The following is a 17,852-nucleotide window of genomic DNA, read 5'->3' on the forward strand; positions in this document are numbered from 1 at the left end:
CGGTGACGGACGACGTCGCTGGAGGTGAGCCGGTTGAAGGAGATGTCCTCGACCTCGTCGAGGATGCCCTCGATCACGCGCAGCCCCGACTTGGTGCCGCTGGGCAGGTCCACCTGGGTCACGTCACCGGTCACCACGATCTTGGAGCCGAAGCCCAGCCGGGTGAGGAACATCTTCATCTGCTCGGGCGAGGTGTTCTGCGCCTCGTCGAGGATGATGAAGGAGTCGTTGAGCGACCGACCGCGCATGTAGGCCAGCGGCGCGACCTCGATGGTGCCCGAGGCGAGGAGCTTGGGGATTGTCTCGGGATCGATCATGTCGTGGAGCGCGTCGTAGAGCGGGCGCAGGTAGGGGTCGATCTTCTCGCTGAGCGTGCCGGGCAGGAAGCCGAGCCGCTCCCCCGCCTCCACGGCCGGGCGGGTCAGGATGATCCGGTTGACGTTCTTGGACGTCAGCGCCTGCACGGCCTTGGCCATCGCGAGGTAGGTCTTGCCCGTGCCGGCCGGCCCGATGCCGAAGGTGATCGTGTGCTTGTCGATCGCGTCGACGTAGCGCTTCTGGTTGAGCGTCTTGGGGCGGATCGAGCGGCCGCGGTTGCTGAGGATGTTGAGGCTCAGCACGTCGGCGGGGCGCTCGGTGGTCTCGGCCCGCAGCATCGTGTGCACCCGCTCGACGGTCTCGGACGTGATGCCCTGACCGGTGCGGATGATCGTCACGAGCTCGTCGAGGAGACGCTCGGCGAGGGCGACCTCGCCGGGCTCACCGCGCATCGAGATCCGGTTGCCGCGCACGTGGATCTCGGCGTCGAAGGCGCCCTCGATGATGCCGAGGTGCTCGTCGCCGGGCCCGAGCAGGCTGACCATGTTGATGCTGTTGGGCACCACGACGGTGTGCTTGGTCGTGTGCTTCTCCCGCGGCGGGGTGCGGTCGGTGGTGCTGTCAGTCATGGGTGCCCTGGCGGGCGGCCTTTCGGTCGGCGATGATGCGCGGTCTCCATGCTACGGGAGCGCCGCACAGGCGCCCAGCGGGTTTGGATCGCCCCGGGAGTCGCACCCCAGGCCGTACGGTAGGGACCATGCAGGAGCGGGACGAGTACGACGAGGACTGGGAACCCGCCGACGGGGACGTCGACGACGCGCCGCCCTACTGGTTCAACGGCCAGCACCTGCCCCCGCACGCGCGGGCCATGGGGCTCACGCACCACGTGCCGGACGGGGCGCTGCTCGACTTCGCCGGCTCCCTGGACAGCAGCAAGCGCGGTCACAAGATCACCGCGTGGGCGATGCTGGTCGTCTTCGGACTGCCGGTGGTCTTCGCGATCATGCGGCTCGTGTCCGCGATCGTCCCCGGCTGAGGCCTGCTGCTGGGCCCTGCTGCTGAGCCCTGCTGCTGGGGGCCTACTGCTCGTCGTCGAAGGCGACCGAGAGCATGCCGAGGCACATCTCGTCGGTGGTGCCCTCGCCCCAGACGACGTACTTGTCCTCACGCTGGGTCTCGAAGGCCGGCAGCTTGTCGCGCAGCCACTGGGCGTGCTCGCAGGTGACCTTGATCGTGTCGAACGGGTCGAGGTGGACCGGCTCGATGGGCTGCGAGCCCTGGTCGTCGAAGTTCCACGGCTTGATGTCCAGCACGGTGCGCGCGTCGGGGGTGCCGGGGTTGGTCTCGATCGTGATCCGGCGCCCGAGCAGGTGCATGTGTCCCGCGACCCCGTAGACGGTCATGGCGCGACCCAGCGTGCGCACGCAGGTGCTCGTGTCGGACGGCTTCGGCTCGGTGCCGCAGAGCAGGTGGAGGACGTTGGCGGTGGCACCGCCCGACGGTCCGATGCGGGCCTGCTCGTCGGCGATCGCCGCGTCGCGGTCGCAGAGCGGGCCGCCGTCGCGTCCGGGCCGGCACGGCATCTCGACCGGTGCGGGCATCAGGAAGGTGTGCAGCCGGGTGATCCCCGGCTTCTTCGCCATGATGCGCAGCTGGGTCGAGCTCATGTCGGGGCTGGCTCCCGCGAGCAAGTTGTAGTGGACCTGCATGACGATCCGCGAGCCCTTCGGCAGGTCGGTGCCGAAGCCCTTGCGGGTCATCGTCTCCTCGCCGCCGGGAGCCCAGGCGCCGAGCCAGTTGGCGTCGTCGATGTTGCCGAAGTCACCGGCCAGGCCCGTGCCACCGAAGCAGGTCCAGCCCTGCTCGTCGCTCTGCGCGTCCATGTCCTCGGCCTCGGCCACCTGGTCGGGAGAGACACGGAAGAGGATGACGTGGTGGACCACGTCGGGGTTGCCGGGCACCACGTTGGTGCCGGTGAGGTAGCTGTCGCGCGCGAGCTGCGGGTCGAGCAGGAAGCAGCGGTAGTCGTCGGTCCCGACCCCCGTCGGTGACGACGGGGTGTAGGTCGTCGGCATCGTCATCGTCACGCGGTCCTCACCACCGCGCAGCGGCGCCAGCGGACCGGGGTCGGGGGCGTCGTGGTGGGCGTCCTCGGTCGCGACGGCCGAGGGGGTCGCGGTCGGCTCCCCGGCCACGGCCGTGGTGGGCGCCTCGGGAGCCGCGGACACGTCGCCGTCATCGGTGCCCGAGCAGGCACTCAGGACGAGCGCGAGGGCGGCGGCCGCGAGCCACGTCGTACGACGGCTCCTGGGGCGGCTCACCCGGGAGGCCAGGTCATCGAGCGCCCGGCCAGGACGTGGAGGTGGGTGTGGAAGACGGTCTGGCCGACCCCGGCGCCGGTGTTGAACACCAGGCGGTAGTCGTCGTGCCCCTCGGCCGTGGCGACGGCGGCCGCCGTGCTCACCACCTCCGCCGAGGCCACCGGGTCGCCCGCAGCGAGCTCAGCGGCGTTGGCGTAGTGGTCCTTGGGCACGACCAGCACGTGGGTCGGCGCCTGGGCGTTGATGTCACGGAACGCGACGGTGCGCTCGGTGCTGTGCACGATCTCGGCGGGGATCTCCCCGGCCACGATCCTGCAGAAAAGACAGTCCTCCACGAAACCTGCTCTCCCTCCCAGAAGTCAGTGCCTCATCCTCCCATGGAATCCTCGACTTGCCGAGGTAAACCTCGAGGCCGGCCCAGGCGTGCAACTAGCGTGATGACTCATGCAAGCACTCGCGAACAGACGGTGAGCGAGAGTCCCTCGTGGAGCGCCGACGAGGCGCTCGACGAGCTCTACGCCGCCCACTGGCGCCAGCTCGTGCGCCTCTCGGTCCTGCTGGTGCGGGACACGGGCACGGCTGAGGAGGTCGTGCAGGACGCGTTCGTGGCGATGCACGGGCGCTGGTCACGGCTGCGGGAGCCCGACAAGGCGCTGGCCTACCTGCGCCAGTCGGTGGTCAACGGCTCCCGGTCGGTGCTGCGGCACCGCGGGGTCGTCACCCGGCACGCCGCCTCCCACCTGTCCCCCGGCTCCCGGGCGGGCGGGGACGAGACGGCCGATGCGGTCGCCCGACGCGACGCAGTGCTGGAGGCACTGCGCACCCTGCCGGAGCGGCAGCGCGAGGTGCTCACGCTGCGTTACTACCTCGACCTCCCCGAGGCGGAGATCGCCACGACCCTCGGCATCAGCCGCGGTGCCGTCAAGAGCCACGCCTCCCGCGGGTCCGCGACGCTGCGTGACCTGCTCGCCGACCACCTGACCGGAGACCTCTGATGACCGACGACCCCCGCGACGAGCAGCTCGCCCGGCTCATCGCCGACGCCGCCGACGACGTCCAGCCCACCGACCACCTGACCGAGATCAGGCTCCGCACGGCGTCGGCGCGTCGGCGCACCCGCTGGTACGCCGCCGGTGGCGCCTCGCTCCTCGCCGCAGCCGCCGTCGCGGCAGTGGCCCTGCTCGGCAACCCGGCGTCGCCGACCGCCGACGATCCCGGCCCTGCCCAGGACCCGACCCCGACCGTGACGGACCCGGCGCCGACCCCCTCCGGCTCCGCGAGTCCGACGACTCCGCCGACCGGCGCCGGCACCGTGACGTCGTACACGATCTTCTACGCAGGCGACACCCCTCGCGGACCGCGCCTCTACAGCGAGGTGCGAGACGTGCCCGGCGGCCGCGACCTGCTCACCGCGCTGCGCCAGCTCGAGACGCCGTCGCTGGATCCCGACTACCGCGCGCTGTGGCCGGCGGGCAGCTTCGCGTCCGCCGGCTTCGACGGCGTGGGCGCCGACGGCCAGCTCAGCGTGGTCCTCGCCGACGCGTCCCTGCGCGACCGACCGGCGGGGATGAGCGCGGCGGACGCGCAGCTCGCCGTCGAGTCGGTCATCTGGACGCTTCAAGCGGCCGCCTCCGCGGGCGAACCGCTGAAGGCGCCCGTGCAGTTCTACCTCGACCGCAACCCGATCGACCAGGTCTTCGGGGTGCCGACGTCGGAGGCGCTCGCCGCCGGTTCGTCCGACGACGTACAGGCCCAGATGAACATCGCCTTCCCGGCCGAGGGCGCGGTCGTCTCGGGCTCGTTCATCGCCCTGGGACGCAACAACGGCTTCGAGGCCACGATGACCTGGAGCCTCACCGACGCCGCCGGGACCGTCGTGCTGGATGGCTTCGCCACGGCCGAGGGCTCGGGCGAGGGCGGGCTCTTCCCCTGGCGGACGGAGCCGATCGACGTCTCGGGGCTGAGGCCCGGGACCTACACGTTCACGGCCGCCAACGACGATCCCTCCGGAGGCGCCGAGGGGTCGGGGCCCGACACCGACACGCGCTCGATCATCGTCGAATAGCCGACCTCCGCAGACAGGATGGAACCCATGAACGCCTTCCCCACCCGCACCACCACCCGCTCCCTCTCGTTGGCCGTCGCCGCCCTGGTCGCCACTGCGACGCTGGCCGGCTGCTCCACCGACACCGACCCGGTCGCGGACGACCCCGCGCCCACCGGCGGGACGAGTGCTCCCCCGGCCTCGTCGTCGCCGACGCCGGAGCCCTCGGAGTCCGCGACGACGGAGCCGTCCGCGCCCGCGGAGACGGTGGTCGCGCCGGTCTACTTCGTCGGTGACACCCCGATGGGACCCCGGCTCTACCGCGAGTTCCGCGCCGTCGGGGCCGACAACCCGCTCGCCGAGGCCGCAGCCCTGATGGCGGCCGGTGACGCGCTCGACCCCGACTACGGCACGCTCTTCACCGGCGGGTTCGCCTCCGTGACCTACGACGAGCCCGGAGCCCGCTTCGTCGTCGAGCTCGCCGACGACTCCCTGACCGCGGCACCCTCCGGACTCAGCAAGGCCGACGCCCGTGTCGCCGTCCAGGCCCTCGTCTACACCCTCCAGGGCGTCCAGCAGGACCGCGCGCCCGTCGTCGTGACCCTCGACGGCTCCCCCACGACGCTGCTCGGCGTCGACACCTCCGCCGGCGTCAAGAACGCGCCCCAGCTCGACGTGCTCAGCCTGGTCAACGTGACCTCGCCCGAGGAGGGCGCGACCGTGAGCGGCTCCTTCACCGCCAACGGCGTGGCCAGCTCCTTCGAGGCGACCGTGCCGTGGGAGGTCCGCCAGGGCGACACCGTGGTGCTCGAGGGCTTCGCCACCGCCGAGGGCTTCATGGACCAGCTCTACCCGTGGGAGACCGTTGTCGACGTGTCCGGCCTGGCACCCGGCGACTACACGTTCGTCGCGATGACCGACGACCCGTCCGGCGGCGAGGGCCCTGGTCCGTTCGTCGACACCAAGACGATCACGGTCGGCTGACCGGCTGGCTGGGCTGGCTGGGCGTCCGGCCAAGCCCGGACCCGCTACCCACCCCAGCGAGCCGTGCGCGCCAGCAGCGCGGCACACGCAGCGACGCCGGCGGTGGAGGTGCGGAGCACCTCGGCGCCGAGCCGGACGCTGACCGCGCCGGCGGCGACGAAGGTGGCCACCTCGTCGGGGCTCAGGCCACCCTCGGGGCCGACGACCACCACGACCGTACCGGAGGCAGGGACGGGCAGGCCGGCGAGCGGCGCGCCGGCCTCCTCATGGAGCACGACGGCGAGATCGGCCCCGGCGACGAGCTCGGCGACCTCAGCCGTCGTGGAGAGCTCCGTGACTGTCGGGTGCCAGGAGCGCCGCGACTGCTTGGCGGCCTCACGGGCCGTGGAGCGCCAGCGGGCCAGCGACTTGGTCGCGCGCTCGCCCTTCCAGACCGCGACGCTGCGGGAGGCCGCCCACGGCACCACCTGGTCGACGCCGATCTCGGTCAGCACCTCGACGGACAGCTCGCCGCGGTCGCCCTTGGGCAGGGCCTGCACCACGACGAACGACGGCGAGGGTCGCGGGAGCTCCTCGACGGAGGAGGCTTCCACCGAGAACACCCGCTTGCCCGTGTCCGTGACGGCACCGGTCACCGACCGGCCCGAGCCGTCGGTCAGGACCACCTGCTCGCCGACGCGCAGGCGTCGTACGGCGACAGCGTGGTGCGCCTCGTCCCCCTCGACGGTGACGAGGTCGCCGACCGACACCCCGGCCAGCGAGTCGACGAGGTGGACCGGCAGGCTCATCCGTGCTGGTTGAACGCGTCGCGGAGTCGACCGAAGACGCCCTTGGTCGAGGTGCTGCGGACCTGGCCGGTCGGGGCCTCCTCGCCACGGATCGCGGCGAGCTCGCGCAGCAGCTCCTCCTGGCGCGGGTCGAGCCGCTGCGGGGTCTCGACCAGGGTCGTGACGATGAGGTCTCCGCGGCCGCCGCGCAGCCCGGGGACCCCCCGGCCGCGCATCACCTGCTGGGTTCCCGACTGGGTGCCGGAGCCGACCTCAAGCTCGAACTCGGTCTCGACACCCGAGTCGGCGCCCTGCTCGACGTCGGCCTCCAGGGTCGGCAGCGTCAAGGTCGTGCCGAGCGCGGCCGCCGTCATCGGCAGCGTGACCGTGCAGTGCAGGTCGTTGCCGTGGCGCGTGAAGGTCGGGTGCTCGCCGACGTGGATCTCGACGTAGAGGTCACCGGCGGGGCCGCCGCCGGGACCGACCTCGCCCTGCTCGCTGAGCTGGACGCGCGTGCCGGTGTCGACGCCGGCGGGGATCTTGACCGTCAACGTGCGACGAGAGCGGACGCGGCCGTCACCGGCGCAGTCGCGGCAGGGCTCGGGGATGATCGAGCCGAAGCCGCGACACGCGGCGCAGGGACGCAGGGTGCGGATCTCGCCGAGGAACGAGCGCTGCACGTGGGCGACCTCGCCGGCACCGCGACAGGTCTCGCACGGGATCGGGTGGCTGCCGGGGGCGGCGCCCTCGCCGTCGCAGGTCGTGCACAGCACGGCCGTGTCGACCTTGAGCTCCTTGGCGACGCCGAAGGCGGCCTCGGCCAACGAGATCTCGAGGCGGATCAGGGCGTCCTGGCCGCGGCGTACGCGGGAGCGGGGCCCGCGGCCCTGACCACCGCCGCCGGCACCGGGCTGCCCGCCGAAGAAGGCGTCCATGATGTCGGTGAAGGAGAAGCCCGCGCCCTGGCCGAAGCCGGCCTGGCCGCCGCCGAAGGGGTCACCGCCGCGGTCGTAGGCAGCGCGCTTCTGCGGGTCGGAGAGGACCTCGTAGGCGCGCGAGACCTCCTTGAACTTCTCCTGCGTCTCCGGGTCGGGGTTGACGTCGGGGTGCAGCTGCCGCGCGAGGCGCCGGTAGGCCTTCTTGATGGCGTCGCCATCCGCGTCGCGGGCGACACCGAGGAGCTCGTACAGGTCCTGGCTCAACGTGGGTGTCCTTCTCTGGTCTCGATCGGGGAGCTGGGGTGATGACGAGCCGCTCAGGCTTCGTCGAGGATGCGCGAGACGTAGCGCGCGACCGCACGGACGGCGGTCATGGTGCCGGGGTAGTCCATGCGGGTGGGCCCCACGACCCCGAGGGTCGCGAGGGCGTCGTCCTGGGGGCCGTAGCCGGTGGCGACCACGCTGGTCGCCGAGAGCTGCTCGTAGGGGCCCTCCGCGCCGATGCGGACCGTCACCATGCCCCCGGCCGTGGCCTCGCCGAGGAGCTTGAGCAGCACGACGTGCTCCTCCAGCGCCTCGAGCAGGGGGCGTACGGCGGAGTCGAAGCTGTCGCCGTAGCGGGCCAGGTTGGCCGCGCCACCGACCGCGATGCGCTCGTCGGAGCGGTGGTCGCTCATCGCGTCGGCGAGGGCCTCGACGACCGGGGCGGCGTAGACCGCGAGCGGGCTGGTGGGCGGCTGGTCGCCGAGGCCCCGCAGCGCCGTGACGGCGTCGGCGATGACCTGGCCCGTGGCGGTCTGGTTGACCCGCAGCCGCAGGTCGGCCAGGACGTCGTCGTCGAGGTCGGCCTCGAGGTCGACGAGGCGCTGCTCGACCCGGCCGGTGCTCAGGATGAGGACGGCGAGGAGCCGACGAGGGGCCAGCGCGACCAGCTCCACGTGGCGCACCGTGGAACGCGACAGCGTGGGATATTGCACGACAGCCACCTGGCGGGTTAGCTGCGAGAGCACCCGCACCGAGCGCTGCACGACGTCGTCGAGGTCGACGGCCCCGTCGAGGAACGTCGAGACCGCCCGCTTCTCGGCGACGCTCATCGGCTTGACGGTGGTGAGCCGGTCGACGAACAGCCGGTAGCCCTTGTCGGTCGGCACCCGCCCGGCGCTGGTGTGGGGCTGGGTGATGTAGCCCTCGTCCTCGAGCACGGCCATGTCGTTGCGGACCGTGGCCGGCGAGACGCCGAGGCCGTGGCGCTCGACGAGCGCCTTGGAACCGACCGGCTCCTCCGTGGCGACGTAGTCCTCCACGATCGCGCGAAGCACGGCCAGTCGTCGTTCCTCCTGCATGCCGCCTCCTCCGCTGCTCGTCGTCCCTCTGGCACTCCGTGGTGGTGAGTGCCAATGCTACAAGGCGAGTCCGGGGGCGGCCGACTCCTCCACCCCCACCGGAGAGTCGTATAGGTTAGGCTTACCTAACTCACCGATGAAGGAGTGCCGCGATGGCCACGCTCGACCTCACCCACCTCGACCATCCCCTCCGCCTGGCCGCTGCGGCACGCAGCATCCTGGCCTGCCCCTCCTCGGTCCACCTCGTCGTCGACGGCGTCGACGACGTGCTCGCCGGGACCGACGAGCTCGGGATGCAGGACCTCGGCGGCCACCCGACCTTCTCCTGCGTGCCCGAGACCGACCTGGCGCGGGCCGCGGCGCGCGGAGCCCGGGCGCTGCTGACCTTGCACAGCGGGCTCGGGCCGAACGGCTCCCCTGACCGGGACGCGACGCTGACCCTGGCCGGGATGCTGCACACCACCTCGCGCGAGGACTGCGACTGCTGCGGCCAGGTCCGCGACGTCGTCTCGATGCGCCTTACCTTCGCGTTGCTCTCCCGGGCCGGGGCGGGCCGTCGTGAGCAGCAGCGTCGGGTGCCGCTCGACGACTTCCGCTCGCCCGCGCTGGAGCTCAACCGTGGCTACCTCCAACGCTCCGTGGAGCACGCCAACCGCTGCCACCAGGAGGAGCTGCGCCGGGCGGTGGCCACCACCACCGGCACCCGCATCGGCGAGGTCGTCGGGGTCACGCTGGTCGACCTGCGTCACGACCGCGTCGGCGTGCAGTGGGTGGACCTCACCGGGTCGCAGGAGCGCACGCTCATGTTCGCCCGCCCCGCCACCAGCGCCGACGAGCTCGGCGAGCTGCTGCGCCGCGAGCTGCACGCCGGGCACTGCTGACGACGCGCGCCGACAGCCCGCCTACGCTGGCCGGATGGGGTTCCTCGAGGTCGCCGACCGGGTCTGGGTCGCGCGCCACGCGTGGTTCGACGTCAACGTCACGCTGGTGGGCGGCTCCGGAGGCCTGCTGGTCGTCGACACCCACGCCTCGAGCCTCGCGGCCCGCGGCGTGGTGGACGAGATCCGCGCCCTCGGTGTCGGCGAGGTGACCGCGATCGTCAACACCCACGAGCACTTCGACCACACCTTCGGCAACCACGCGCTGCGTGCTGCCTACGGCGCCGTCCCCATCCACGCCCACGAGACCGCCGCCGAGCGGACCGTCGAAGCCGGCGACCGCATCAAGGCGCTGTACGCCGGCGCCACCGACGACGCCGCAGACCCGCACCGCGACGAGGTGCTGGCCACCGAGGTCGTCGCAGCCGACCACACGTTCTCCTCCGCCGTGGCCCTCGACCTCGGCGACCGTCTCGTCGAGCTGGTCCACCCCGGGCGTGGGCACACGGCGGGGGACCTCGTCCTGCGCGTGCCGGACGCGGACGTGCTCCTCGCCGGCGACCTGGTCGAGGAGTCCGAGGCGAGCCGCGGGGTGCCGGGCTTCGGCGACGACTGCTACCCGCTGGAGTGGCCCCTGACACTCGACATCGTGCTGGGGCTCACCACCTCGTCGAGCGTTGTCGTGCCGGGCCACGGCGCCGTCGTCGACCGCGAGTTCGTCGAGGACCAGCGCAACCAGATAGGGATCCTGGCCGAGACCGTGCGCGACCTCGCCTCCCGTGGCGTCCGGGTCGAGGACGCCGTCGCCGCGGGCGAGTGGCCGTTCCCGGTGGAGCGGCTCGGCTCCGCCGTACGACGCATCTACGAGCAGCTGCCCCGCAGCCAGAAGCGACTGCCGCTCATCTGACGTCCTCATCTCGTCGGGTGAGTCGCGGCGTCCGGGCCGCGGGCTAGGTTCGGGGCATGAGCGAATCAGAGAACGAGCCCGAGATCGGCATCGGCGACGACCAGCTGCCCGAGGACCTCCAGCCCGGCGAGGACAACCCGCTGGCCGAGGGTCTCGACGACGACGAGACGGTCGACGACCTGCTGACCGGCGGCAAGACCGCCGAGGAGAGCAGCGACTCGAGCGACGGCGACGAGTCAGACGGGTCACAGCAGGACTGACCCCGGCGCGGCAGACTGGCGCCGTCGGCGGTGCCGCCTAGCGTGGTCGGCGTGAACGACCGTTACGGCAGCGACGTCCTCTCCGGTGACTGGAAGGTCCCCCAGCGCGGGCGCGCCGTCGAGACGCCGTCCGAGATCGGCATGGTCGTCGAGGAGGTCACCACCGACTGGGTCGGTGAGATCGTTGCTATCGATCGCGACCTCGACACGCTCACGCTCGAGGACCGCCGCAGCCGTCGGCGCACGTTCCCCCTCGGCCCCGGCTTCCTGCTCGAGGGCAAGCCCGTGATCCTCACCCGACCCGTGCGTGCCGGAGCCCCGGCCGCCCCCACCCGCACCGCGTCCGGATCGGTCGCCGTGCACGGCGCCAAGGCCCGTGTCGCACGCGCCAGCCGGATCTTCGTCGAGGGCCGCCACGACGCGGAGCTGGTCGAGAAGGTCTGGGGCGACGACCTGCGCCTCGAGGGCGTGGTCGTGGAATACCTCCAGGGCGTCGACGACCTCGTCGAGCACCTTCGCGACTTCGGCCCCGGCCCCGAGCGTCGGGTCGGCGTGCTGGTCGACCACCTGGTGGCCGGCTCCAAGGAGAGCCGCATCGCCCAGCAGGTCGCGGCCTCGCCCGTGGGTCGGCACGTGCTCGTCGTGGGCCACCCCTTCATCGACGTCTGGGCCGCGGTCAAGCCCGACCGCATCGGCGTCGCGGGCTGGCCCGACGTGCCGCGCAGCATCGAGTGGAAGAAGGGCATCTGTCGTGCCTTCGGTTGGCCGCACGCCGACCAGGCCGACATCGCGCGGGCCTGGCAGCACATCCTGTCGCGCGTGCAGTCCTACGACGACCTCGAGCCGGCCCTGCTCGGTCGCGTCGAGGAGCTCATCGACTTCGTCACCACCGGGGACTGACCGCTCCCGCGCTGGTCGAGCCGACGAGCGCCAGCGAGCCGAGAGGCGGCCCGACGGGAGTTCGTCGTACGGCGTGGGTCTCGACGCTGCGTTCGTCGCTGGCCCTCCTGAATGCCCGACCACCGGGGGTCAGGGGGTTCGTCGGTCGAGCCAGACGAGCGCCTGCGAGGAGGCGTCGACACCATCTGGGCCCCCGCACTTCCGCGGTGGTCAAACGTTTGGCCACCGCAGAGGGAGCTCTCGGTGGTCGAGCCCGCCTCTTCTCTGGTCGAGCCCCACCCCTTCAGGCTGCGTCAGCTGCGCAGCATCAGCCCGTTGGCGTCCTTGGAGTCGCTCGCAAGCATGATGATCCCGTCGATGACCGGCCACAGCGCACCGATCCCGCAGGTGAAGATGGTGACCAGCAGCTGCGCGATGCCGATGCCGCTGTCGCCGATGTAGAAGCGGCCGATCCCGAAGGGCACCAGGATCTGCAGCAGCCCGGCGACGACCTTGGACTTGTCGGAGTAGGGAATGCCGGTGACCGGGTGGACGCCGTAGGGCGCACCCGGGCCCGCCGGGGACGCACCGTAGGTCTGGTAGGGCATCTGGCCGTAGGGCTGCTGCCCGTAGGGCGCCTGGCCATAGGCGGGCTGCGGCTGACCGTAGCCCGGCTGGCCGTAGCCCGGCTGGCCGTAGCCCGGCTGCTCGTAGGACGGCTGCTCGTAGGACGGGGGCGGGCTCTGCGGCTCGCCGTAGGGCGGAGGCGGAGGCGGAGGCGGCGGGGTCGCGCCGTAGGGCGAGTCACCGCTGGAGGAATCGTTCGGCTGGTTCGGCTCGTACGGGTTCTCGGGTCCCTGCGTCATGCACGCACCCTAAGCCCTGCGGACTGCGGCGTGGTGGAGCCTGTCAGGGCAGCAGGTCGCGCACGACCGCGTCGGCGAGCAGCCGGCCGCGGCGAGTGAGGACCAGCCGGTCGGACACCGGCTCCAGCAGCCCGTCGTCCACCAGCGTCGGCACGGCGGCCAGGCCGTCGGCGTCGAGCACATCGGTCGGCAACCCCTCGCGCAGCCGCAGCTCGAGCAGCACCCGTTCGACGCGACGGCTCTCGGGGTCGAGCACCTCGCGGGCGTGCGCCGGGCTGAGTCCGCGGGCCAGCCGGTCGGCGTAGGCCGCGGGATGCTTGACGTTCCACCAGCGCACCCCGCCGACGTGGGAGTGGGCGCCGGGGCCGACGCCCCACCAGTCGCCGTCGGTCCAGTAGCCGAGGTTGTGACGGCACCGTGCCGCGTCGTCGAGCGCCCAGTTGGACACCTCGTACCAACCCAGCCCAGCCGCGGTCAGCCGGTCGTCGGCCAGGTCGTACTTGTCGGCGAGGTCGTCCTCGTCGGGCATCGGCAGCTCACCGCGGCGCACGCGGCGGGCCAGGGCGGTGCCGTCCTCGACGATCAGGCTGTACGCCGACACGTGGTCGGGGGCGCACGCGAGCGCCTCGTCGAGGCTCCGGGCCCAGTCGTCGAGGGACTCCCCCGGCGTGCCGTAGATCAGGTCGAGGCTGACCTGCTCGAAGCCGGCCTCGCGGGCCCACCGCACCACGTCCGGCACGCGACGCGGGTCGTGGGTGCGGTCGAGGACCGCCAGGACGTGCGGGACGGCCGATTGCATGCCGAAGGAGATGCGCGTGAAGCCGGCCTCGCGCAGCGCCACGAGGTCGGCGGGGCTGACGCTGTCGGGATTGGCCTCGGTCGTGACCTCGGCCCCGGGGGCGAGGCCGAACTCCTCGGCGACCGCGCCGAGCATGGCGCCGAGGTCGGCCGGGGCGAGCAGGGTAGGCGTGCCCCCGCCGAGGAACACCGTGTCGACGCGGGCCCCGTCGTCGCCGAGGACCTGGCGTGCTCGTCGTACCTCCGCGACCGCGGAGGCGGCGTAGCTGACCCTCGAGGCCCCGGGACCGAGCTCCTCGGCGGTGTAGGTGTTGAAGTCGCAGTAGCCGCAGCGGACCGTGCAGAACGGGACGTGGACGTAGAAGCCGAACGGCCGCTCCCCCAGGCCCGTCAGCGCATCGGGAGGGAGCGCCCCGTCCTCCGGGACCGGGTCACCGGGAGGCAGGGCGGACGGCACGCTCCCATCCTCCCACCCGCCGAGTCGGCGCGATGTTGTCCCCTGGTCACCCCCGCCTGCCCGGGCACGTGCAACATTGCGCCGTCTCCGCGTACGGCGAGCAACATTGCGCCGACTCGCCGTACGGCGTGCAACATTGCGCCGACTCGGCGGGAAATGCCGAACGGGTGCCGGCGGTCTCCCGCCGACACCCGTGCGACCCAGCCAGCCTGTGCGTCCCCTGGGGGGACCCAGAGGCACCGATCAGCTGTAGAACGCCGCGATGCGCTCCTCGTTGTTCTTCTCCACGACGTTGCGCTTGACCTTCATCGAGGGGGTCAGCTCACCGGACTCGATGGTCAGGTCGTGGTCGAGGATCTCCCACTTCTTGATCGTCTCCCAGCGGTTGAGGCGCCCGTTGAGCTCCTCGACGTAACCAGCGACCATCTCGTGGGCCTTGTCGGACTTCACGATGTCGGTGTAGGAGGCACCGGCCATGCCGTTCTCCTCGGCCCAGCCCACCATGGCGTCGGGATCGAGGGTGACCAGGGCGACGACGAAGTTGCGGTCGTTGCCGAAGACCATGAACTGGCTGGCGTAGGGGCAGATCGCCTTGAAGTTGGCCTCGATCGCGGACGGCGCGATGTACTTGCCGCCCGAGGTCTTGAAGAGGTCCTTGATGCGGCCGGTGATCGTGAGGTAGCCCTCGGAGTCGAGGCTGCCCTTGTCACCGGTGCGCAGCCAGCCGTCCTCGGTGAGCGTCTTGGCCGTCTCCTCGGGGAGGTTGTGGTAGCCGTTCATGACGTGGGGGCCGCGCAGCAGGACCTCGTCGCCGTCACCGATCTTGACCTCGGTGCCGGGCAGCGCGCGTCCGACGGTGCCGATCTTGTTGTCGTCAGGGTGGTTGACCGTGGCCCCGGCGGAGTTCTCGGTCATGCCGTAGCCCTCGAGGATCACGATGCCGGCGGCGTTGAACCACTCGGCGATCTCGCGGTTGAGCGCGGCCGAGCCGGAGATGAAGAAGCGCACCCGACCACCGAACCGCTCACGCACCTTGCTGAAGACCAGCTTGTCGAAGAGCGCGTGCTGGAGCTTGAGCGGGAGCGGGACGGACTTGCCGTCACGCTTGCGACGGTCGACCTCGAGGCCGACAGCGAAGGCCTTGTTGAAGATCTTCTCCTTGGCACCACCCTCGGCGGCCTGCATCGTCTGGATCCGGCCGTAGGCCTTCTCGAAGATGCGGGGCGCGGCACCCATGAACGTCGGCTTCACGATCGAGCAGTTCTCGACGATCTTGTCGACGCGACCGTCGATGGCGGCGGCGAAGCCACAGGCCATCTGCGCCGACAGCAGCACCTTGCCGAAGGAGTGCGACATCGGCAGCCAGCGGAACTCCAGGTCGCTCTCGGAGAGGATCCCCTGGACCTGGATGGACATGCCCTCGTAGACCCAGGACTTGTGCGTCAGACGCACGCCCTTGGGGCGCCCGGTCGTGCCGGAGGTGTAGATCAGGGTGGCGAGCTGGTCGGGCGCGATCGCGGCCGCCGTGGTCTCGATGATGTCGGGGTGCGCCGCGAGGTGGGCGTCGCCCAGGGCCGCCAGCTCGTCCATCGAGATGACCCAGTCGCCGTCGGTCGTGCCGTCGAAGGTCACGACCTTCATCAGGTGCGGCAGCTCGGACTTGTGCTCCTTGAGCTTGGCGATCTGCTCGTCGTCCTCCGCGAAGACGATGCGCGACTCCGAGTCACCGAGGATGTACGCCGTGTCGACGGCGTTGGTGGTCGGGTAGACGGTGGTCGTGGCACCACCGGCGCAGACGATGGCGAGGTCGGCGAAGATCCACTCGTAGCGGGTGGCGGAGGCGATGCCGACCCGGTCCTCCGAGGAGATGCCGAGCGAGAGCAGGCCCGCTGCCAGGCTGCGGACCCGGTCGCCGGTCTGCTTCCAGGTGATCGAGGTCCAGTCGTCACCCACGGGGTAGCGGAAGGCTTCGGAGTCGGGCGACGCGGCTACTCGGTCGAGGAACTGCACCGCCATGTTCTGCGTGAGGTTGTCGACGAATGTCGTGTCGTGGTTGACGGGCATGCCACTCCTGGGTCGGGCCGAGACGGATGGTGTGGAAGTAACCTAGATCACTAAGCCTACCGACGGGTAGGCGACTCGACGACACGTCGCGACTCGGTCGACCTGACGGCCCAGCGGACCGTGGGCCCGGTCAGCACCGATGCCCCCAGCAGTATCGCTCCGAGCAGCAGCCAGCCGACCCCGCCCAGCGCCAGTGGGAGCAGTGCGATCACGGTCGGGGCGAGGAACGAGCTGATCGAGAAGGTCATCCCCCAGACCCCCTGGTACTGCCCCATCGCCTCCTCCGGCGGCAGCTCGAAGCCCAGCACGAAGGAAGCGGAGGCCTGGGCGAGCTCACCCACGACGTGCAGCAGCGCACCCGAGATGAGCAGCGTGGCGGCCAGCACCGCGGAAACCCGGCCGCTCAGCCCGAAGACGGCACACGCCGCGAAGAACAGCAGCCCCGCCAGGAAGGTCGCTCGCACGGCCGCGTCGACGGTGACGACCCGCCGCGCGACCGCCACCTGGGCGACCACGACGATGACGGTGTTGATGACCATCAGCACCGCCACCAGCCACCGTGGCGCCTCGGTCTCGTTGACCACCCACAGCGGGATCGCGAGCTCGAGGATCCAGTACTGCATGGTCACGACCGAGCTGACGACCACCACCGCCACGAACGGCAGGTCGCGCAGGGCCGTCAGCATGGCGAGCCCCTGGCCCGCGGGTCTGGGTGGCACGTGCGGCACCCGGGCCAGCAACGCCGCCGCCGCGACGTACGACGCCACGTCGAGGTAGAGCACCACGAGGTAGGCCTCGCGGGTGTCGGCGTGCAGCGCGACCGCGGCGATCCCGGTGCCGATCGTCATCCCGACGTTGGTCACCGAGCGGAGGTAGGCCTTGGTGGTCGCCCGACCTGCGCCCTCGACGAGGCCGGCGATCAGGGCCCCCCGCACCGCGCCGGCGCCGCGGTCGAGCACCGCGATGACGCTCGTGACGACGACGAACTGCCACCACTGCGTCACCAGCAGGAGCAGCCCGGTCAGGGCCGCGATCACCAGCACGAGCGCGACCTGGACCTCGCGGGGGCCGCGCAGGTCCGCCAGGTGCCCGATCGGAACGCCGGCGAAGAGCGCGATCCCGGCGGCGATGCTCAGACCGGTCCCGACCTCGACGACCGAGAACCCGACGATCCGGGTGAAGTAGAGCGCGCTGAGGGTGAAGAAGATGCCGTTGCCCATCGTGTTGACGAGCGTCGCGACCGCCATCCGGCGTACGGCGGGCTCCTCGGGCAGCAGGCGGTCCGCCACCCTCACAGCGACCGGTTGGCGACGTACGCCGAGGCCTTGTCGCGCGCCTCGGCGACGAGGCCGTCGACCTCGAGGAGGCGCGGCAGCAGCGTGGGCTCGCTGTGCAGGGCGCGGAACATCATCGACACGGTCACGCCGTGACCCGGCTCGTGCACGACGCTGATCTCGTCGCCGGCCTCGATCGTGCCGGGCACGAGCACCCGCAGGTAGGGCCCGGGGCGACCTTCCAGCGTGAAGCGCCTGACCCACGCGGTGTTGTCGTAGCCGCCGCGGCCCATCCACATCTTGAAGTCGTTGCACGGGGTGCGGATCGAGGCGACCTCGAGCACGACGTCGGCGCCGATGCGCCAGCGCTCGCCGACCTCGGCCTCGTTGACGTCGATCCCGGACGTGGTGAGGTTCTCGCCGAACTGCCCGTCGCGGATCGGCTCGCCCAGGACCTGGGTCCAGTGGTCGAGGTCCTCACGGGCGAAGGCGTAGACGGCCTGGTCGACGCCGCCGTGGTGCCGGGTGTCGGAGACCTCGTCGCCGGCGATGCCGAGCGGGCCGACCTCGACCGGGCCGACGACGGCGGCCTTGTCGATCGACGTGCGGCCGATCTCGGCCCACGCCGCCTCGCGGGGACGACCGACGTTGACCGAGCGCAGGAGAGCCATGTCGTCCATCCTCTCCCGCCGGTCCCGCCTGGGCGACCGGGTTTCTGCCGCCGCCCGTCACGATCCGGTCACGGACCGAACCA

The 17,852-nt window shown here is 71.5% G+C and carries 19 protein-coding genes; 8 read left to right on the forward strand and 11 right to left on the reverse strand.

What is annotated here, in order from left to right; translation table 11 throughout:
- The coding region (locus tag RMN98_RS08845) for a PhoH family protein (protein ID WP_309648447.1) at positions 1–947 on the reverse strand (947 nt) is incomplete at its 3' end.
- Between the two features lie 128 nt (positions 948–1,075).
- Between RMN98_RS08845 and RMN98_RS08850 the strand changes: the two genes are divergently transcribed.
- Entirely contained in the window at positions 1,076–1,354 is a 279-nt protein-coding gene (locus RMN98_RS08850) for a hypothetical protein (RefSeq protein WP_309648448.1), read from the forward strand.
- Between the two features lie 43 nt (positions 1,355–1,397).
- Here the strand turns inward: RMN98_RS08850 and RMN98_RS08855 are convergent, their stop codons facing one another.
- Together RMN98_RS08855 and RMN98_RS08860 are read right to left on the reverse strand one after the other, a co-directional pair.
- Positions 1,398–2,639, reverse strand: coding sequence for a hypothetical protein (locus RMN98_RS08855; protein WP_309648449.1), 1,242 nt, complete (start codon positions 2,637–2,639; stop codon positions 1,398–1,400).
- A complete protein-coding gene (locus RMN98_RS08860) occupies positions 2,636–2,974 on the reverse strand; it encodes an HIT domain-containing protein (RefSeq protein ID WP_309648450.1) in 339 nt (112 codons plus the stop codon). Before RMN98_RS08860 ends, RMN98_RS08855 begins: the two co-directional genes overlap by 4 nt.
- A 132-nt stretch (positions 2,975–3,106) precedes the next feature.
- Between RMN98_RS08860 and RMN98_RS08865 the strand changes: the two genes are divergently transcribed.
- The 3 genes from RMN98_RS08865 to RMN98_RS08875 are packed head-to-tail and all read left to right on the forward strand — an operon-like array spanning position 3,107 to position 5,667.
- The gene (locus RMN98_RS08865; RefSeq protein ID WP_309648451.1) at positions 3,107–3,634 is read left to right on the forward strand and encodes a SigE family RNA polymerase sigma factor; all 528 of its coding nucleotides are present in this window, start codon (positions 3,107–3,109) and stop codon (positions 3,632–3,634) included.
- The gene (locus tag RMN98_RS08870; protein WP_309648452.1) at positions 3,634–4,704 is read left to right on the forward strand and encodes a Gmad2 immunoglobulin-like domain-containing protein; all 1,071 of its coding nucleotides are present in this window, start codon (positions 3,634–3,636) and stop codon (positions 4,702–4,704) included. Before RMN98_RS08865 ends, RMN98_RS08870 begins: the two co-directional genes overlap by 1 nt.
- 27 nt (positions 4,705–4,731) lie before the next feature.
- On the forward strand, positions 4,732–5,667 hold the full coding sequence (locus tag RMN98_RS08875; protein WP_309648453.1) for a Gmad2 immunoglobulin-like domain-containing protein: 936 nt from the start codon (positions 4,732–4,734) through the stop codon (positions 5,665–5,667).
- Between the two features lie 44 nt (positions 5,668–5,711).
- Here the strand turns inward: RMN98_RS08875 and RMN98_RS08880 are convergent, their stop codons facing one another.
- Genes RMN98_RS08880 through hrcA form a run of 3 tightly spaced genes read right to left on the reverse strand, consistent with a single transcriptional unit; the run spans position 5,712 to position 8,715 of the window.
- The gene (locus tag RMN98_RS08880; RefSeq protein ID WP_309648454.1) at positions 5,712–6,455 is read right to left on the reverse strand and encodes a 16S rRNA (uracil(1498)-N(3))-methyltransferase; all 744 of its coding nucleotides are present in this window, start codon (positions 6,453–6,455) and stop codon (positions 5,712–5,714) included.
- The gene (dnaJ, locus tag RMN98_RS08885) at positions 6,452–7,636 is read right to left on the reverse strand and encodes a molecular chaperone DnaJ (RefSeq protein WP_309648455.1); all 1,185 of its coding nucleotides are present in this window, start codon (positions 7,634–7,636) and stop codon (positions 6,452–6,454) included. The genes RMN98_RS08880 and dnaJ overlap by 4 nt, the downstream gene beginning before the upstream one ends.
- Before the next feature lie 53 nt (positions 7,637–7,689).
- Positions 7,690–8,715 (reverse strand): heat-inducible transcriptional repressor HrcA, encoded by a 1,026-nt coding sequence (gene hrcA, locus RMN98_RS08890; protein WP_309648456.1) that lies wholly within the window; start codon positions 8,713–8,715, stop codon positions 7,690–7,692.
- Between the two features lie 152 nt (positions 8,716–8,867).
- Here hrcA and RMN98_RS08895 point away from each other — a divergent pair, with 152 nt between their 5' ends.
- The 4 genes from RMN98_RS08895 to RMN98_RS08910 are packed head-to-tail and all read left to right on the forward strand — an operon-like array spanning position 8,868 to position 11,660.
- Complete coding sequence (locus RMN98_RS08895) at positions 8,868–9,596, forward strand: hypothetical protein (RefSeq protein ID WP_309648457.1); 729 nt, start codon at positions 8,868–8,870, stop codon at positions 9,594–9,596.
- A 34-nt stretch (positions 9,597–9,630) separates the two neighbouring features.
- Complete coding sequence (locus tag RMN98_RS08900) at positions 9,631–10,500, forward strand: MBL fold metallo-hydrolase (RefSeq protein WP_309648458.1); 870 nt, start codon at positions 9,631–9,633, stop codon at positions 10,498–10,500.
- A 56-nt stretch (positions 10,501–10,556) separates the two neighbouring features.
- A complete protein-coding gene (locus tag RMN98_RS08905) occupies positions 10,557–10,760 on the forward strand; it encodes a hypothetical protein (protein WP_309648459.1) in 204 nt (67 codons plus the stop codon).
- Between the two features lie 51 nt (positions 10,761–10,811).
- Positions 10,812–11,660: a DUF3097 domain-containing protein gene (locus RMN98_RS08910; protein WP_309648460.1), complete on the forward strand. Its 849-nt coding sequence runs from the start codon at positions 10,812–10,814 to the stop codon at positions 11,658–11,660.
- 293 nt (positions 11,661–11,953) lie between these two features.
- Here RMN98_RS08910 and RMN98_RS08915 read toward each other — a convergent pair whose 3' ends face one another.
- The 5 genes from RMN98_RS08915 to RMN98_RS08935 all read right to left on the reverse strand — a co-directional run bounded on the left by RMN98_RS08915 (position 11,954) and on the right by RMN98_RS08935 (position 17,769).
- Positions 11,954–12,505, reverse strand: coding sequence for an NINE protein (locus RMN98_RS08915; RefSeq protein WP_309648461.1), 552 nt, complete (start codon positions 12,503–12,505; stop codon positions 11,954–11,956).
- A gap of 43 nt (positions 12,506–12,548) precedes the next feature.
- Positions 12,549–13,760: a radical SAM family heme chaperone HemW gene (gene hemW / locus RMN98_RS08920; protein WP_309648462.1), complete on the reverse strand. Its 1,212-nt coding sequence runs from the start codon at positions 13,758–13,760 to the stop codon at positions 12,549–12,551.
- A 243-nt stretch (positions 13,761–14,003) separates the two neighbouring features.
- On the reverse strand, positions 14,004–15,824 hold the full coding sequence (locus tag RMN98_RS08925) for a long-chain fatty acid--CoA ligase (RefSeq protein WP_309648463.1): 1,821 nt from the start codon (positions 15,822–15,824) through the stop codon (positions 14,004–14,006).
- A 56-nt stretch (positions 15,825–15,880) separates the two neighbouring features.
- A complete protein-coding gene (locus RMN98_RS08930) occupies positions 15,881–17,113 on the reverse strand; it encodes an MFS transporter (RefSeq protein WP_309648464.1) in 1,233 nt (410 codons plus the stop codon).
- 2 nt (positions 17,114–17,115) lie between these two features.
- Positions 17,116–17,769, reverse strand: a complete 654-nt coding sequence (locus RMN98_RS08935) for an MOSC domain-containing protein (protein ID WP_309648465.1) — start codon at positions 17,767–17,769, stop codon at positions 17,116–17,118.
- Between the last annotated feature and the right edge of the window lie 83 nt (positions 17,770–17,852).

Origin of the sequence: Nocardioides sp. (assembly GCF_031397825.1) — a bacterium.
Classification (GTDB): Bacteria; Actinomycetota; Actinomycetes; order Propionibacteriales; family Nocardioidaceae; genus Nocardioides.

What these genes read in the sequence shown, in the direction of transcription:
- RMN98_RS08915 (WP_309648461.1), bottom strand. Translation starts at nt 12,505, where the DNA reads ATGACGCAGGGACCCGAGAACCCGTACGAGCCGAACCAGCCGAACGAT.
- RMN98_RS08880 (WP_309648454.1), bottom strand. Translation starts at nt 6,455, where the DNA reads ATGAGCCTGCCGGTCCACCTCGTCGACTCGCTGGCCGGGGTGTCGGTC.
- RMN98_RS08870 (WP_309648452.1), top strand. Translation starts at nt 3,634, where the DNA reads ATGACCGACGACCCCCGCGACGAGCAGCTCGCCCGGCTCATCGCCGAC.
- RMN98_RS08850 (WP_309648448.1), top strand. Translation starts at nt 1,076, where the DNA reads ATGCAGGAGCGGGACGAGTACGACGAGGACTGGGAACCCGCCGACGGG.
- RMN98_RS08895 (WP_309648457.1), top strand. Translation starts at nt 8,868, where the DNA reads ATGGCCACGCTCGACCTCACCCACCTCGACCATCCCCTCCGCCTGGCC.
- RMN98_RS08875 (WP_309648453.1), top strand. Translation starts at nt 4,732, where the DNA reads ATGAACGCCTTCCCCACCCGCACCACCACCCGCTCCCTCTCGTTGGCC.
- RMN98_RS08905 (WP_309648459.1), top strand. Translation starts at nt 10,557, where the DNA reads ATGAGCGAATCAGAGAACGAGCCCGAGATCGGCATCGGCGACGACCAG.
- RMN98_RS08900 (WP_309648458.1), top strand. Translation starts at nt 9,631, where the DNA reads ATGGGGTTCCTCGAGGTCGCCGACCGGGTCTGGGTCGCGCGCCACGCG.
- hrcA (WP_309648456.1), bottom strand. Translation starts at nt 8,715, where the DNA reads ATGCAGGAGGAACGACGACTGGCCGTGCTTCGCGCGATCGTGGAGGAC.
- RMN98_RS08935 (WP_309648465.1), bottom strand. Translation starts at nt 17,769, where the DNA reads ATGGCTCTCCTGCGCTCGGTCAACGTCGGTCGTCCCCGCGAGGCGGCG.
- RMN98_RS08925 (WP_309648463.1), bottom strand. Translation starts at nt 15,824, where the DNA reads ATGCCCGTCAACCACGACACGACATTCGTCGACAACCTCACGCAGAAC.